The sequence below is a fragment of the Brevibacillus humidisoli genome, from assembly GCF_020923435.1.
In the GTDB taxonomy this organism is placed as follows: domain Bacteria; phylum Bacillota; class Bacilli; order Brevibacillales; family Brevibacillaceae; genus Brevibacillus_E; species Brevibacillus_E humidisoli.
The window spans coordinates 2,554,323-2,567,467 of the sequence record NZ_CP087263.1 but is presented as its reverse complement, the minus strand read 5'-3'; the positions used below and the strand labels follow the sequence as shown (position 1 = coordinate 2,567,467).

Annotated in this window: 8 protein-coding genes; 7 read left to right on the top strand and 1 reads right to left on the bottom strand. The window is 53.7% G+C overall.

What is annotated here, in order from left to right; translation table 11 throughout:
- From LOK74_RS12735 to LOK74_RS12705, 7 genes are read left to right on the top strand one after another with little or no spacing between them, the layout of a single operon-like run.
- Positions 1-1,098: a phage late control D family protein gene (locus tag LOK74_RS12735; RefSeq protein WP_230042420.1), complete on the top strand. Its 1,098-nt coding sequence runs from the start codon at positions 1-3 to the stop codon at positions 1,096-1,098.
- Positions 1,095-1,799, top strand: coding sequence for a phage baseplate assembly protein V (locus LOK74_RS12730; RefSeq protein WP_230042419.1), 705 nt, complete (start codon positions 1,095-1,097; stop codon positions 1,797-1,799). The genes LOK74_RS12735 and LOK74_RS12730 overlap by 4 nt, the downstream gene beginning before the upstream one ends.
- Before the next feature lie 22 nt (positions 1,800-1,821).
- The gene (locus LOK74_RS12725; protein ID WP_230042418.1) at positions 1,822-2,223 is read left to right on the top strand and encodes a GPW/gp25 family protein; all 402 of its coding nucleotides are present in this window, start codon (positions 1,822-1,824) and stop codon (positions 2,221-2,223) included.
- Between the two features lie 2 nt (positions 2,224-2,225).
- Positions 2,226-5,312, top strand: coding sequence for a putative baseplate assembly protein (locus tag LOK74_RS12720; RefSeq protein ID WP_230042417.1), 3,087 nt, complete (start codon positions 2,226-2,228; stop codon positions 5,310-5,312).
- A gap of 18 nt (positions 5,313-5,330) precedes the next feature.
- A complete protein-coding gene (locus tag LOK74_RS12715; protein WP_230042416.1) occupies positions 5,331-7,574 on the top strand; it encodes a putative baseplate assembly protein in 2,244 nt (747 codons plus the stop codon).
- A 34-nt stretch (positions 7,575-7,608) separates the two neighbouring features.
- A complete protein-coding gene (locus LOK74_RS12710; RefSeq protein WP_230042415.1) occupies positions 7,609-9,720 on the top strand; it encodes a phage tail protein in 2,112 nt (703 codons plus the stop codon).
- Between the two features lie 25 nt (positions 9,721-9,745).
- Positions 9,746-11,416, top strand: coding sequence for a hypothetical protein (locus LOK74_RS12705; RefSeq protein ID WP_230042414.1), 1,671 nt, complete (start codon positions 9,746-9,748; stop codon positions 11,414-11,416).
- Between the two features lie 91 nt (positions 11,417-11,507).
- Here the strand turns inward: LOK74_RS12705 and LOK74_RS12700 are convergent, their stop codons facing one another.
- Positions 11,508-13,100, bottom strand: a complete 1,593-nt coding sequence (locus LOK74_RS12700; RefSeq protein ID WP_230042413.1) for a hypothetical protein — start codon at positions 13,098-13,100, stop codon at positions 11,508-11,510.
- Positions 13,101-13,145: the final 45 nt, after the last annotated feature.

The window sequence follows — 13,145 nt, the reverse complement described above, 5'->3', positions numbered from 1 at the left end:
ATGGCCGATTTAAAACTGGACAGCAAAACCTACGAATACAACGATCTGGAGAAAAAATACGCCAACTTTATCTGGCCCGCATTTGAAGTAAGCGTCGATGGACGCAACCTGGTTCAGGAAGAAGTGCCGATTGACAGTGTGACTGTTGATACCAGTGCTGATTCAAAAGCGGACGCCTTTTCATTTGTCGTCGCCAATGCTTTTGATCGGGGGAAACAAGAATTCCTGTATGTCGATCAGTACTTTTCACTAGGCAAGCATGTGGAGATCAAGATGGGATACGGTGAAAAGGTGGAGACGGTCTTTTACGGCATGATTACTTCTGTTACCTTTGATCTCCCCGACGACGGCAGTTCACGGATCATCGTCAAAGGAATGGACATGTCCTTTTTGATGATGAAGGGGAAGCATTCCGCTTTTTGGAAGGAGAAAAAGCACAGCGAGGTAGCTCGCGAGATCGGCTCCAAATACGTCTCGCAAGTGAAAGTGGACGATACGACAGAAGTACACAACCTCGTCGTCCAGAATGAACAAGAAGACTTCCACTTTTTATCCTGGTTGGCAGAGGCGAACGACTACGATTTTTTTGTTGTCGGCAAAACGATGTACTTCCGGAAACGCTCTTCCGATACATCTCCTGTGCTCACGTTGGAATGGGGGAAGAGTTTGCATGCGTTTTCCTTAGACGCCAATCTAACCTCGCAGATCAGTTCGGTCGTCGTGCGGGGATGGAATGAAAAGGAGTTCACGCACATCGAGGCGGAATCGCAATCCGTAACCAAACTGGGCTCCAACTCCAAGACCGGACCGGACCTGATCAAGGCGCTCGGCGAAGCAAAAGAATACGTCTACAATGACGTGGTATCGGCTGCCGAAGCTCAGCAGCAGGCAAACGCCATACTCAACAAGCGGGCGATGCAGTTGTTGACCGGGGAAGGAGAGACGGTGGGAATACCGGAGCTGCGAGCGGGCCGGTACGTGAAACTGGCAGGGTTGGGCAATAAGTTAAGCCAGCCCTTCTATCTGACGTCCGTGACCCACACGATTGACGATAGCGGCTACCTCACCAGGTTTCGCGTAGGAGGCAACGCCATATGACAATGAATAGACAGTATTCTCAGACTTATGCCGCCGGTCAACAGATCGATGGCGTGCTGGTCGGAACCGTGACAGACAACAAAGACCCGGAAGGCCTCGGTCGAGTGAAGCTGAAACTGCCTCTGCGAGAGGATGAATATGAGACAGACTGGGTGAGAATCGCCACTATGATGGCAGGCAACGACCGGGGGAGTCTGTTCATACCAGAGGTAGGGGATGAAGTGCTGGTTGCTTTTCATCTGGGAAAGATTCGCCAGCCATACGTCATCGGCATGCTATGGAACAGTCAGCAGGTAAACCCAACTGGTGACGAGGAGAACAATCTCCGTAAGATCAGGTCACGATCGGGTCACGAGATTACGCTGGACGACACCAAGGATAAGGAGAAGGTGACGATTCTAACCAGCAAAGGACAGAAAGTGGAGATGGACGACGCGGCCGAGACGATAACAATCGCTGGGATCAACTCTTATGAAATCGTCGGTTCTAAGGACAAGGTGGAAGTAAAAGCTCAGCAGTCGACCGTAACCATCACCACTCAGGGAGAAATCACGCTCTCAGCTGCCAAGTCGATCACGCTGAAATCGATGGATGTCAACATAGAGGCCAATGCCAATGTGAATATCAAAGGGGCCTTGATCAACGTCAAATCAGACAGCGGAGCGGTAACGATCAAGGGAACCGTTGTCAAAATCAATTAAACTGGAAGAAGGGAAGAGTCTGATGGGGAGAGATCTTCACGGAATCGGCTGGAAGTTTCCCGTTGTAGTGGATGCGGCGACCGGCCGGATCAAGATGGCGTCTTATGAGGACGACATCGCCGAAGCGATTCGCATCATCTTGTGGACGGAAAAAGGCGAACGGGTGATGCGCCCCCATTTCGGCACGACCATTCGACCGTTTGTTTTTGGCACGACCAACGAGACGTCGCTGCGGCTGCTGGAGGCAAACGTGAAGGAAGCGATTGAAGACTGGGAACCGCGGGTGGGAGACGTGGAAGTGAAGGCCGAAGTGAGGCATGGACAAGCCGGCAGTGTTTCGTTAAGCATTCGCTATCTTGTCAAGGCAACCAACCGCGTGGTGAATCTGGTGTATCCCTTTAATCTAAGCGAAGGAACGTACTAGTCATGAGTGATTGGAGCCAGCGAGACAGAGGGCAGATGGTCAATCCAGCGTCACCGCCTCCATTAGACCAGCGGGGAACAGCTGAATTGGTGGAGAAAATGAAGGAATTGGCACCGTACTACACGCCAGAATGGCGGTTCTCCCCTGAGGATCCCGATCCAGGGACGGTGTTGTTTTTGATGTTTTCCGAACTGTTTGCTGATAACATCAAACGGTTCAACCGTGTCCCACTGAAGAATTTTGTTGCCTATCTCAACATGTTGAATGTCAGTCTGCTTCCGGCCAAGCCAGCGCGTGCTTATGTGTCGTTTCAGCTCTCTCCCGGTGTCCAGGACACGGTGATGGTTCCGGAGGGGACGCCGTTATTTGCACAGCTTCCCGATGAGGACGATCCGGTTCCGTTTGAGACCGTACGTCCGCTGCTGCTCACTCCGGCTTCATTGACTGCTCTTTATAACGTTGATAATCGGTTTGACCGGATTGCCGAGGTGACGTCGCGGCTGACGGCCGAACATGCGGGGACAGTGCCGCTGTTTGCCGTGGAAGAGGAAGCAAACAGGCAGGAACACAGCTTGTTTATCGGTGACGGCGATCTGTTTTTGGTTCGTGACGGTGTGGTCGTCGAAATCACGTGGAGAGATGATCCCGCATCGGAACAAGAGTGGAGACGATGCGCCGAATTGGCGGATCCGGCTAATGCACAGTGGCTTTATCGAGGGGAGGACGACTGGCATCCGTTCGACCAGGTGACGGCGGAAGGACATCGTCTCTTATTGCACAAAAGGCAGATCGGACGTATCGGGGAAGCAGTTCTTGATGGTCTCGAGAGCCGCTGGATCAAGTGCAGGCTTAAACCCGGACGCCTGCGGCAGCTGAGTCATCCGCCAGTCGAGCAGATTCTGCTGCGAACCGCATACAGCAATGGCGAACAAGCGGGCGGTATGGCACCAGATCTGATGTTTCACAACGATCTGCAGTTGGACCAAAAGGAGCCGTTTTATCCGTTTGGCCAGCAGTTCGCCCCATACGATATCTTGTATCTGGCCAGTGAGGAAGCATTCAGCAAGCCGGGTGCCATCGTCTCACTCTCCTTTCTCCTGGACGCCGAAGAAGTGAAAGGACCAGCTGCTGCTACGCCGCCGATCCAATGGAAGTGGATTATGCGGCGGCAGCAGGTGGAACAACCAGAGCCGCACAAGATCAGGATCGAACGCGTCATTTGGGAGTACTGGAACGGACAGGGATGGATGCGCCTGGAGGAGGCAGAAAGCGAAGGCGAACTTTTCTTTTCACAACCGACGGGTCAGAAGCATACACTGCGGTTTGTCTGTCCGACAGATATGGAGCAGACCTATGTCAACGCTCAGTCTAACTACTGGATTCGGGCCCGTATCCTTTCCATTTCCAATCTCTACGCACCCAACGGCATTTATGTGACGCCGGTGATGAAGCAGGTTCGCTTGCGCTATCACTATCAGAAGGCCCGTCCTCCACGGCATGTTCTCACCTTGAACAACCTGGCCTATCGGAGACACGCTCCGTCTGTCCACACGGGGCAGTCTCCCTTTTTCCTGTTCGATCAGCAAGATGGGGATCATCCCAGCTTGTACATGGGATTTGACAGAGCCTTGCGTCAGGGACCGCTCAGCCTGTTGTTTGACCTGGTGCAGCCAAGACAATTGCCAGGACATCAGCCTGTGGTTGATTGGGAGTACAGGCGCAGAACGCCGGAAGGAGTAGAGTGGCATCCGCTCAAGGTATCAGATGATACGAACGGATTTACCCGCACAGGCACGGTGCAATTCGCCGTTCCGTCTGATATGGCGAGCGATTTGCTGTTTGGCCAATCCCTCTACTGGCTGCGTGCGGTCAATCGTGATGATGCGTACGGTTCAGACAAGCCGGTTCCTGGTCTGAACGGAATGTACCTCAATACGACTATAGCTGTTCAGCAGGAGGATATCGTCGGTGAAATGCCAGAAGAGGTCCCGGGTATAAGTGCTGCCGCTGCCGAGTACAGGCTGGCTCGAACTCCCGTCTTGTCGGAAGAGGTCTGGGTGGATGAGACCGGACACGTCAACGAGGAAGAACTGCTGCAACTCGCAGATTGGACACAGACGCAAGTGATTCGTGATTCAGACGGACAGGTGCTGAGAGCATGGATCCGCTGGCAGCGGGTCGACGACTTCTTTCACTCTCGCGAAGCGGACCGCCACTATGTGATCGATCGAGCTTCTGGAAGGCTGCGTTTTGGCGATGGGCGGCGTGGCATGTCCATTCCCAACGCAGGCGGCGACAAGATCAAGGTTAACTACAAAACCGGAGGCGGGGGCAGAGGCAACGTCGAGGCCGGACATATCAACAGACTGGACAAACCGATTCCATTTGTCAAAGGCCTCACCAACCCACTGCCCGCCAGCGGTGGATGTGAATCGGAGATGTTGGAGCAAGCTTTGGCACGGGGACCTCAGCTGATCAAGCATCGGGATCGGGCCGTAACGGCAGAAGATTTCGAATGGCTGACAAGACAGGCGTTTCATGAGATTGCCAAGGTGAAGTGCCTGCCTAACTACAATGCACAGATGGAGAGGGAAAGCGGAGCGGTTACGATCGTGATTTTACCCAAAGGAGGCAAGGCTCGGCAGCAGATGTTTTTCCCTGAATTGAAACAGCAGGTACAGCGGTACTTGCTGAAAAGAGCACCTGCGGCGATGTCGATTTCCCAGCGGCTTCACGTGATCGAACCAGCTTACCTAGAGATCTCCGTCAGTGCCGTTCTGGCTGTAAAGTCGATGGAGGCGATCATTCCAACGGAACGGGAGGCATTGGCAAAACTGGATCGCTTTTTCGACCCTTATGTTGGCAACGTGGACGGTTTGGGTTGGGGAATCGGCCAGCAGCTTCATATCTCTGTTGTCTACCCGCTTTTGAATGGAATCGACACAGTGAATCATGTGGAAAAGCTCTCACTGACCGTCCATGTGGTGGAGGAGGGAGAACGGACTGAGATTCATCCCGAGCGCCTGGGCAGCATGCTTCACGGCGTCATTGTGAACGGTACCCATCGTGTCGCTGTCAACCTTGTGTAAACGGAAAGGAGGGAGAAGATGCTCCCGCTGCCTGATCTAGACGACCGACGCTTCGCGGAGATGGTCGAAAAGGCCAAAAAGATGATGCCCCGTCTGCTGCCGGAATGGACGGACGACCTGCAGCATGATCCCGGCATCACGTTTCTCGAGATGTTCGCCTGGCTGGTAGAGATGCAGCAGTACTACCTAAACCGAGTGACGACAAAAAATCAGCTAAAGTTTTACAAGTTGCTGGGAGAGCGCCAGAGAACAGCAGGACAAGCACGCACAGATGTTACCTTCAGCGGGGTGAAGTCGGCGGGAATCCTGCCCCGTGGGACAAAACTGCTCGCTCTTGATCAGCCGTTTGAAACGGAAGAATCGCTTTGGCTGGTTCCGGCAAAGATTGAGAAACTGATCCTGCATGCAGGATCAGACATGCACGACTTGTCAGCAGCCAACGGTAATGTGGGAGCCTCTTTTCATCCTTTTGGCACAGAAGCGTTGGAGGGAGCACGTCTGCACATCGGATTTGACCATCCATTGCCAAAAGAAACAGAGGTTTCCTTAACGATCAGGGGATGGAGGGATCTCCTGCCGGGACAGGACGAACCGGAAGTAATCCCTTCAGCCAACGTCTCCTGGCAGTACTATGGCTGTGAGGAACGTACGGCTGAGCAGTCGGCGAAGTGGCTGCCACTGTCAGTTAAACGGGATGAGACGCTGCACCTGTCACGTGGCGGCCGCATTCATTTTACCGTTCCTGGCAGAATGAAGCCGACTGTGATTCACCCGGCTGACGACCGGAATCGATACTGGATCTCCTGCACCCTGGAAGAGGCCGGTTATGAAATGATCCCGAGAGTAGAGGAAATCATGCTCAATACGGTGTCGGCCATACAGCAGGAGACGCTCAGCCAGGTTTCTCTCTTCGGCGGTGAGAACCGCCCCGGTCAGCAGCTGAGGCTACAGGATTGTCTCAGTTATTACGGAGAACTGGACGTTCAGGTGATGGAAGAAGACGGGGAGTGGCGCTACTGGCGGCAGGTAGACAGCCTGACCTCCTGCGGACCGCTTGATCCCTGCTATACGATTAGCAGGGAGCGCGAGCGAAAGGAAACGGTGATTCGCTTTGGAGATGGCGTTACAGGCAGGATGGCACCAGCAGGGAACAAGAATCTGCGGGTGATCTCCTACGATCCCGCCTTTGTTCACCGCCGCATGCTTGGCCGCAGCAGCGGATTGCCCGATCAGCGCTTCTCGCTTCGCGGTTTGGAAGCACTGATACGTGAAAGCTGTTTGATTCAGGTAGGCTGCCAACGACCAGGAGGGGCTGGATACACCTGGCAAGACTGGCATTGGGTTGACGATTTGGACAACTCTAGAGCAGACGATCGACATTTTGTCATCGATCTCGATACGGCGGAACTGCGTTTTGGCAACAACGAAAACGGAGCGATCCCTGACCCGGCGGAGTGGGACAACATCTGCATCATCTCCTGTCAACTGGGCGGAGGAGCGCAGGGGAATGTAAAACCGCATCTGATCAATCGGATCGTAGAATGGGGAGAAGGTGATACAACAGCCCTGACGGTTACCAACTATTTCTACGCGGCAGGCGGCCGCGATCGGGAGACGATGGATGAGTTAGCAGCGCGAATAGAGCATGAGCTGCATCGGCCCACCCGGGCGGTTACGGCTGAAGATTACGAAGCGATCGCCAAAGCGACACCAGGGCTGCGGGTGGCGCGGGTAAAGGCACTTCCCCTCTATACCGTGGGGATGAGGGATTACCCGCAGCATGTGGCACCGGCACAGATCACGGTGGTGGTGGTTCCCTACAGTCATAACGAGAAACCGATGCCCAGCAAAGGGTTTTTGGAGACAGTGAAACAGCAGTTGGATCACCACCGGCTGATCACTACCGAGGTGCACGTGGTTCCACCCGTTTATATCAAAGTAGCGGTGCATGCTGTAGTGGTCGTTCATCCCCACTATCAGGGCGGGAGTGACGAACTGATTCGTGCATTGCAGCGTTTCTTGCATCCTTTCGATGATGAGGATGGAACAGCAGGATGGGAGTTTGGCCGTACCGTGTACATGGGTGACCTCTATGGCGTGATCAATCAGGCAGCAGGTGTGGAGTTCGTGCAGGATTTGTGGGTCAATGCGGAAGGGCCGGGCGTCGTCAAGGAACGGAACGGTGATATCGCCATTCCACCGCATGGTTTGGTCTATTCCGGAGCCCATCACATCAAACTGGTGAAGTTGACAGATCTCTAAGACAGGTATCAGACAGAACGCGGGGTGACAGCAGGTGAACGATCAATCTCGCTTTTTTACCTGCAATAAGCCATCAGATTGGCATAAGGGTACAAGCGAAAATCTACAGGTGACAGAAAGGGGGCTGCTTCTCCAGCAGGTAGAAGAGTGGGCTGCTGATCGCATCCTTTCTCTCGGTACGCTCTTTGGAGAGGAGCATACCGCTGTCAGTGATCTGGCGGTAGCGAGAGGGGAACGATTCGTCATCCTGGATGAGCAAGCCAACGTGAAGATATACGACTATCGCAACGAGCACGTGGACGTCCTGTTTTTGTCCGGGCATGGTCTGTTTACGCCGCAGGCACAGATTGTCTGTCACGAACCGATTCTCTATCTGGCTGATCCACTCGGAGAACGAAAGCTGGCCGCCTATGCACTAGCCAACGGTCAAGCGCTGTGGACGTTGAGCGAGTGGAACGGGTTCCCTTTTTGTCCACTCGCCCTAACAGTGGACAGTGGGCAGAACCTTTATGCAGTCGTACCCCTTGATGGAGGCGGAGTGGGAGACAGGCCGGTATTGCCTGCTGGTGTTTCACTAGGGGTAGTGAAAGTGAACCGAGCCGGTCAAGTAATCGCCGTCTACCGGAATGATCTACTGCGATTGGACCGACCGCACAGTGTTCACAGTCTGCGGCAACGATTTCACTTGACGATGGCAGCGAGCCGTCTCTGCTTGTTTGACAGCGATCGCAAGACATTGTACACCCTGTTGCCTGACCAGGGGCTGCAGCCATTCTGCACGCTGCTTGACCCGCTTCCGTACGCTGGCTTTGTGGCAGATACAGAGGGGTATCTCTACTTTGGCAGTGGACGGGATCGGAAACCTTGGGAAGAAGACACGCGATTTCTCGTAAAGCTTAGCCAAGACGGCCATTCCACAGAAAAGGTATCAGCGTACCGCGGTCATGCTGACAAGCTGTTGCTGGGTGAGAGCAATCGGCTTTATCTGTTTGATCGGGAGAGGAACTGTCTGACCATCCTGCAGCTGAAACCGAGATCGATGGATTGGCCTGTCACCGGACAAGCGGAGGGTGTGTACCTCTCTGCTTCTTTTGACAGTACCCAAGCGGAGACGATCTGGCATCGGCTCACCCTGACTGCAGACATTCCGGGAGATACCCAAATCCGGGTCAGCTATATCGCAGCTGATCACAAACATGTCACGGCTGCCGATCGCACTATTCCTGACCTGGATCAGTTGATCAGAGACCCCGATACCCCGTTTGCCGAGAAACTGCGACTGCTGGACCCGCTTTGGTCAACCCCGTTGATAAATCCGAGAGATGCACTGTTCTTTGAGGCCAAAGGCCGTTATCTCTGGTTGAAGATCGAACTGATGGGAAGCAAGTACCATACGCCGCAGCTGCAAAAGCTCCACGTCTACTTTCCGCGCACTTCCTATCTCTCCTACTTACCGGGAGTGTATCAGGAAAACGAGGCCAGCCGAGACTTTCTGGAACGATTCTTCGCGCTGTTCGGGGGCTTCCTGGAGGGGATGGACGAGCAGATTGAGCACGTATCCCGCTACTTTGACGTGGACACAGTGCCGTCCGATTTTCTTGCTTGGCTCGCCGCCTGGTTGGGGATTGTCGTCGATGACCGTTGGCCAAAACAGCAGGTACGGGAGTTGATTCGACAAGCACCGGAGTTGTATCGACTGCGTGGAACCAGGTACGGGATTGAGCGCATCATCGAACTGTATCTCGGTGAAAAACCACTGATCGTCGAACCATTTCAACTGAAGCGGATGCGTCAGATGATGCCGGTTGCCCCTTTGGTCAAGCAGTTGTACGGAGACGATCCCTACACCTTTTCCGTTCTCGTCAGACAAGAGCGGCTCGGCAGTGAGAAAGAGCGGATGATCGTCCAGCGACTGCTGGAGGAGCAGAAACCCGCCTTTACCGAGGCGAAGCTGGTGGTCCTCCAGCCTTGGATGTATCTCGATCAGCATACCTATCTGGGAATCAACACCTACCTCTCGGAACCGTCATTGATGCTGCTGGACAACAAGTCAGTCATCCCGTCGGACACTCTGCTGACCGATCTTGACCGTGACAATCGGATCGGCATTCACACCAGGCTGCAGCTGGATTCACAGTTGGAGTAACACCAACCTGGAAAGGAGTTTGCATATGAAGGATACCCGGTACTACCCCTTCGAACGAAACCGTTATTTTTACGGGAAACTGTTGACGGTGCGCGACTTTGAATCGGAGCAGAAATACATAAACGACAAGCGGCGGCTCATCAATCGATTGCTGCACGGAGCCGGCGTGATCAGCGGACTGCAGGTAGTTGCCGTAGATGACAAGACGATTTCCGTTGAGATGGGGGCTGCCCTCGATGCTTTGGGACGAGAGATCATTGTAGCATCTCCGGTTACCCTGAAGCTGTCCATGATTGAGGGTTTTACCAACAACGAATATGCGAAGAACGTCTATTTGTATATTGCCTATGACGAAAAGGGCAAAGAGCCGGTTCATTCGGTCGGGAACGCGTCGGTCCGCTCAGAGGAAGTAAGCGAACACAATCGCGTACTGGAAAGCTACAAGCTGTTCATCCGGGAAGAAGCTCCGGAACTGTCTGCACATGAGGCGCTTGCCATGCTGCAGGACACCTGCCTGATCTATGAGGATAGTCAGGTACGCATCTGGCAAACCACGCCTCGCTATGTCAACCCGGGTGACGTGTTTCCGCTTACGCTGCATGTGGAGAAGACACTGCAGACACCGCGCATTACATTCTCTTACGAGGTGGAATCTACCCACTTTCAATTGATCAACCCTGCAGGTGAAGGTGAGGTAGCTTTTCGCGAACCGGCGGATCAGCAGCAGTCGGAATACACTGTCACCTATCTGTTTCGGGCGGTCGTGCCGGATCTGGCAGGCGCAGAGCCTGTGAGAGGGACGATTTCACCGCGGATGAGGACAATTCAGCTCTCGATCGGTGATAGACAAGTCCCCGATATCGTCTCGTTTGCCAATCAGATCGAAGTGATCACGGAGCCGGTGAAGCAGCGTATCCTCACTGACTATCATAATCGCAGTCTGGATCAGTCGCTTGCTTTTCCGGCCGATCAGGGGATTTGTCTGGCGAAAATCGCCCTGCTGCAGATGGGACCGACTTACATGATCGAACAAGTAGAGCCTGTGCCCTTTCAGGAGTATATCTACAATTCGACCTTGCTCTACAGGCTGGGTCTGCTGACACAGGAGGGGGCAGAGTGTCGTTTCACGGCCAGGTCTTCGGTCTATGAACTGCCTGACGGCGAACAACCCCAATTGGCGGTCAGCTATGAAGAGGAGAAGCAGCAGTTCCAGTTCAATCTCGGATTGCCGAAGGCGAAGCAGATCGGCGAGGAGGTAGCTACGGGAGTAGTAGAGATCCCACTGGACCAGACGGCACGCTCCGGTGTTCATCTGTTCGTCAAGGCAGAGCAGCATACCGTTTCCGAAGAGATCGCACACGGTTTAGGGCCAGGTCAGGTATTCGTCTCGGTTGGGCTGGAAGAAGTAGAAAGCGATGTGATTTCAGACATCCTCGATCAGACGCAACGAACTTACTACGGCGATCTGGAGGCTTTTGACGACGAGTTTTGTTCACGCTTATCAGGAGTTTCACTGGGAGTTGTCGTCTATCCACGGCGAGGCACATTCCGGATTGGCCTCAAGACCAACAGTCTGACGGAACCAATGGTTGTGCGTGTGCGCTGGTGGGCGCTGCGCAAGCGAGCGGAAGCGGGTCTGGCGAGTCAAAACGGGCAGGAAGTAGCGGCTTCTTCTGAATGGCCGCCGGAAGAGTGAACCGAGGGTATAGCACCTCCAAGGCAGAGAAAAAGCAGAAGGATCTGTGACGCACCTTCTGCTTTGGGCATTTCGCGGGGAAGAAGGAAGGTTATTTGTTGATGCCCTCCCAATCTTGTTCGCTCTGTTTGTTGATCTCAACAGACTTGACCAAGCCTGATTGGCTGTCTATGTGAAACAGGAACCGGTAGTTGTCCCTCAGGTAGACCAGAGATTGACCAGACTTGTCGGTAAACTTGGTTACCTGACCGCCTTCCGCTTGCGACTGTTCTGCTTGCTCCAACTGGCGGGAAAGTTGATTGATCGTCTGTCTCCCCCAGATTTTGACGGAACTGATACGCTGCTCAGATGGTTCGGTGGCAGAACGTGTCAACGATAGCGCCATCTGGTAATCACCATATAGTAAGCTCGAACCAGCATTAGCAGCGTTTTGGAGCTGTGGAGCAGATGATCCGGCAGCCGTGCCTGCTGTGGATTCAGCAGAAGCTGCCTGCTGTAGGACAGAAGGTTCGGAAGCGTCTGAAGGTTCAGCTGGTTTGTCCGCTGTCGCTGCTGCTTCTGGGGTGTCCGCTTTAGCAGGAGCAGTCAGGCTGGCATCATCCGCTGGCCCCAGAAGTTCTTCTACCTTTTTGGGTGTCAGGCCGATGAAGCCTTCATAATAGAGTTCACCCAGCTGGAAAAATCCTTTGTAGTACGGGATGCCTCGGTTGTCGTAAAGGGTGCCAAGTCCGTCATACAGGCCGCTGCGAAATCCGCCTTCATAGAGCAGCGCACCGTTTTCATCGTATTGTTGACCCTGTCCGTCATAGGCGCCAGCAACGAATGTTCCCTTATACTGCTGCTGACCGCTGGCAAAGTTGAGCACGCCCTCGCCGTTATAGGAGTTGGCGAGGAAGGTGCCCTTGTACTTTACGTACCCGTTAGGGTAATATTCGGTTCCATCTCCGGAGTAGAGTCCGTTTTGGAAGCCGCCTTCGTAGACCAGCCGTCCCTGGTCATCGTACTGTTTTCCTTCGCCGCTGTATTTCCCGGCCGCGAAGGACCCTTCGTACCGGATGACTCCATTGGGGTGATACTCCTTGCCGCTGCCGCTCATCTGGCCGTTTTGGAACTCGCCTTCGTATCGGATTGTTTGATCGTCGTAAAACAGACTGCCTGTTCCGGAGTAGACCCCGTCGACAAACTCTCCCTTGTAGAGAGGGGTTCCCGTGTCGCTGTTGTACATGGTGCCCAATCCGTTAATCACGCCCTTGGCAAACTCTCCGTGATACCGCAGTTTGCCATCCTGATACAGTCGGCCGGTGCCGTCAAACAGTCCGTCTGTCAGGTCACCTTCATATTTCAGCACTTCATTTGGATCATAAATGATCACTTTGGCGGTATAGGTATACACGGGTTCCGTTTTCTCATGAATCGTGATAACGCCGTAGAGCCATTTGCTGACCAACGCAGGTGGATTGATAAACACGAAGTAGATGATGGCAGTGATCAGGAGCATGAGTAGAATCAGCAGAAAAAGAAGTTTTTTCGCTACATAGTAGTTTCCCAACAGCACGTAGTCCTTGACAGAGGCTGGCTTCCCCGTGAACTCGAATACTTTCTCGACCGCGCCCTGTGCTGGTTTCAACAGAGCGGCCAAGGGGCTGGCAGCTAGTTTTTTGACAGTGCCTAATCTTTCGCTCAAGTGCTCGTCCTCCTCTCTATTTGAGAACAGACATGAGTGTGCATG

Coding starts and splice junctions, on each gene's coding strand:
- LOK74_RS12730 (WP_230042419.1), top strand. CDS start 1,095: ATGACAATGAATAGACAGTATTCTCAGACTTATGCCGCCGGTCAACAG.
- LOK74_RS12720 (WP_230042417.1), top strand. CDS start 2,226: ATGAGTGATTGGAGCCAGCGAGACAGAGGGCAGATGGTCAATCCAGCG.
- LOK74_RS12735 (WP_230042420.1), top strand. CDS start 1: ATGGCCGATTTAAAACTGGACAGCAAAACCTACGAATACAACGATCTG.
- LOK74_RS12725 (WP_230042418.1), top strand. CDS start 1,822: ATGGGGAGAGATCTTCACGGAATCGGCTGGAAGTTTCCCGTTGTAGTG.
- LOK74_RS12715 (WP_230042416.1), top strand. CDS start 5,331: ATGCTCCCGCTGCCTGATCTAGACGACCGACGCTTCGCGGAGATGGTC.
- LOK74_RS12705 (WP_230042414.1), top strand. CDS start 9,746: ATGAAGGATACCCGGTACTACCCCTTCGAACGAAACCGTTATTTTTAC.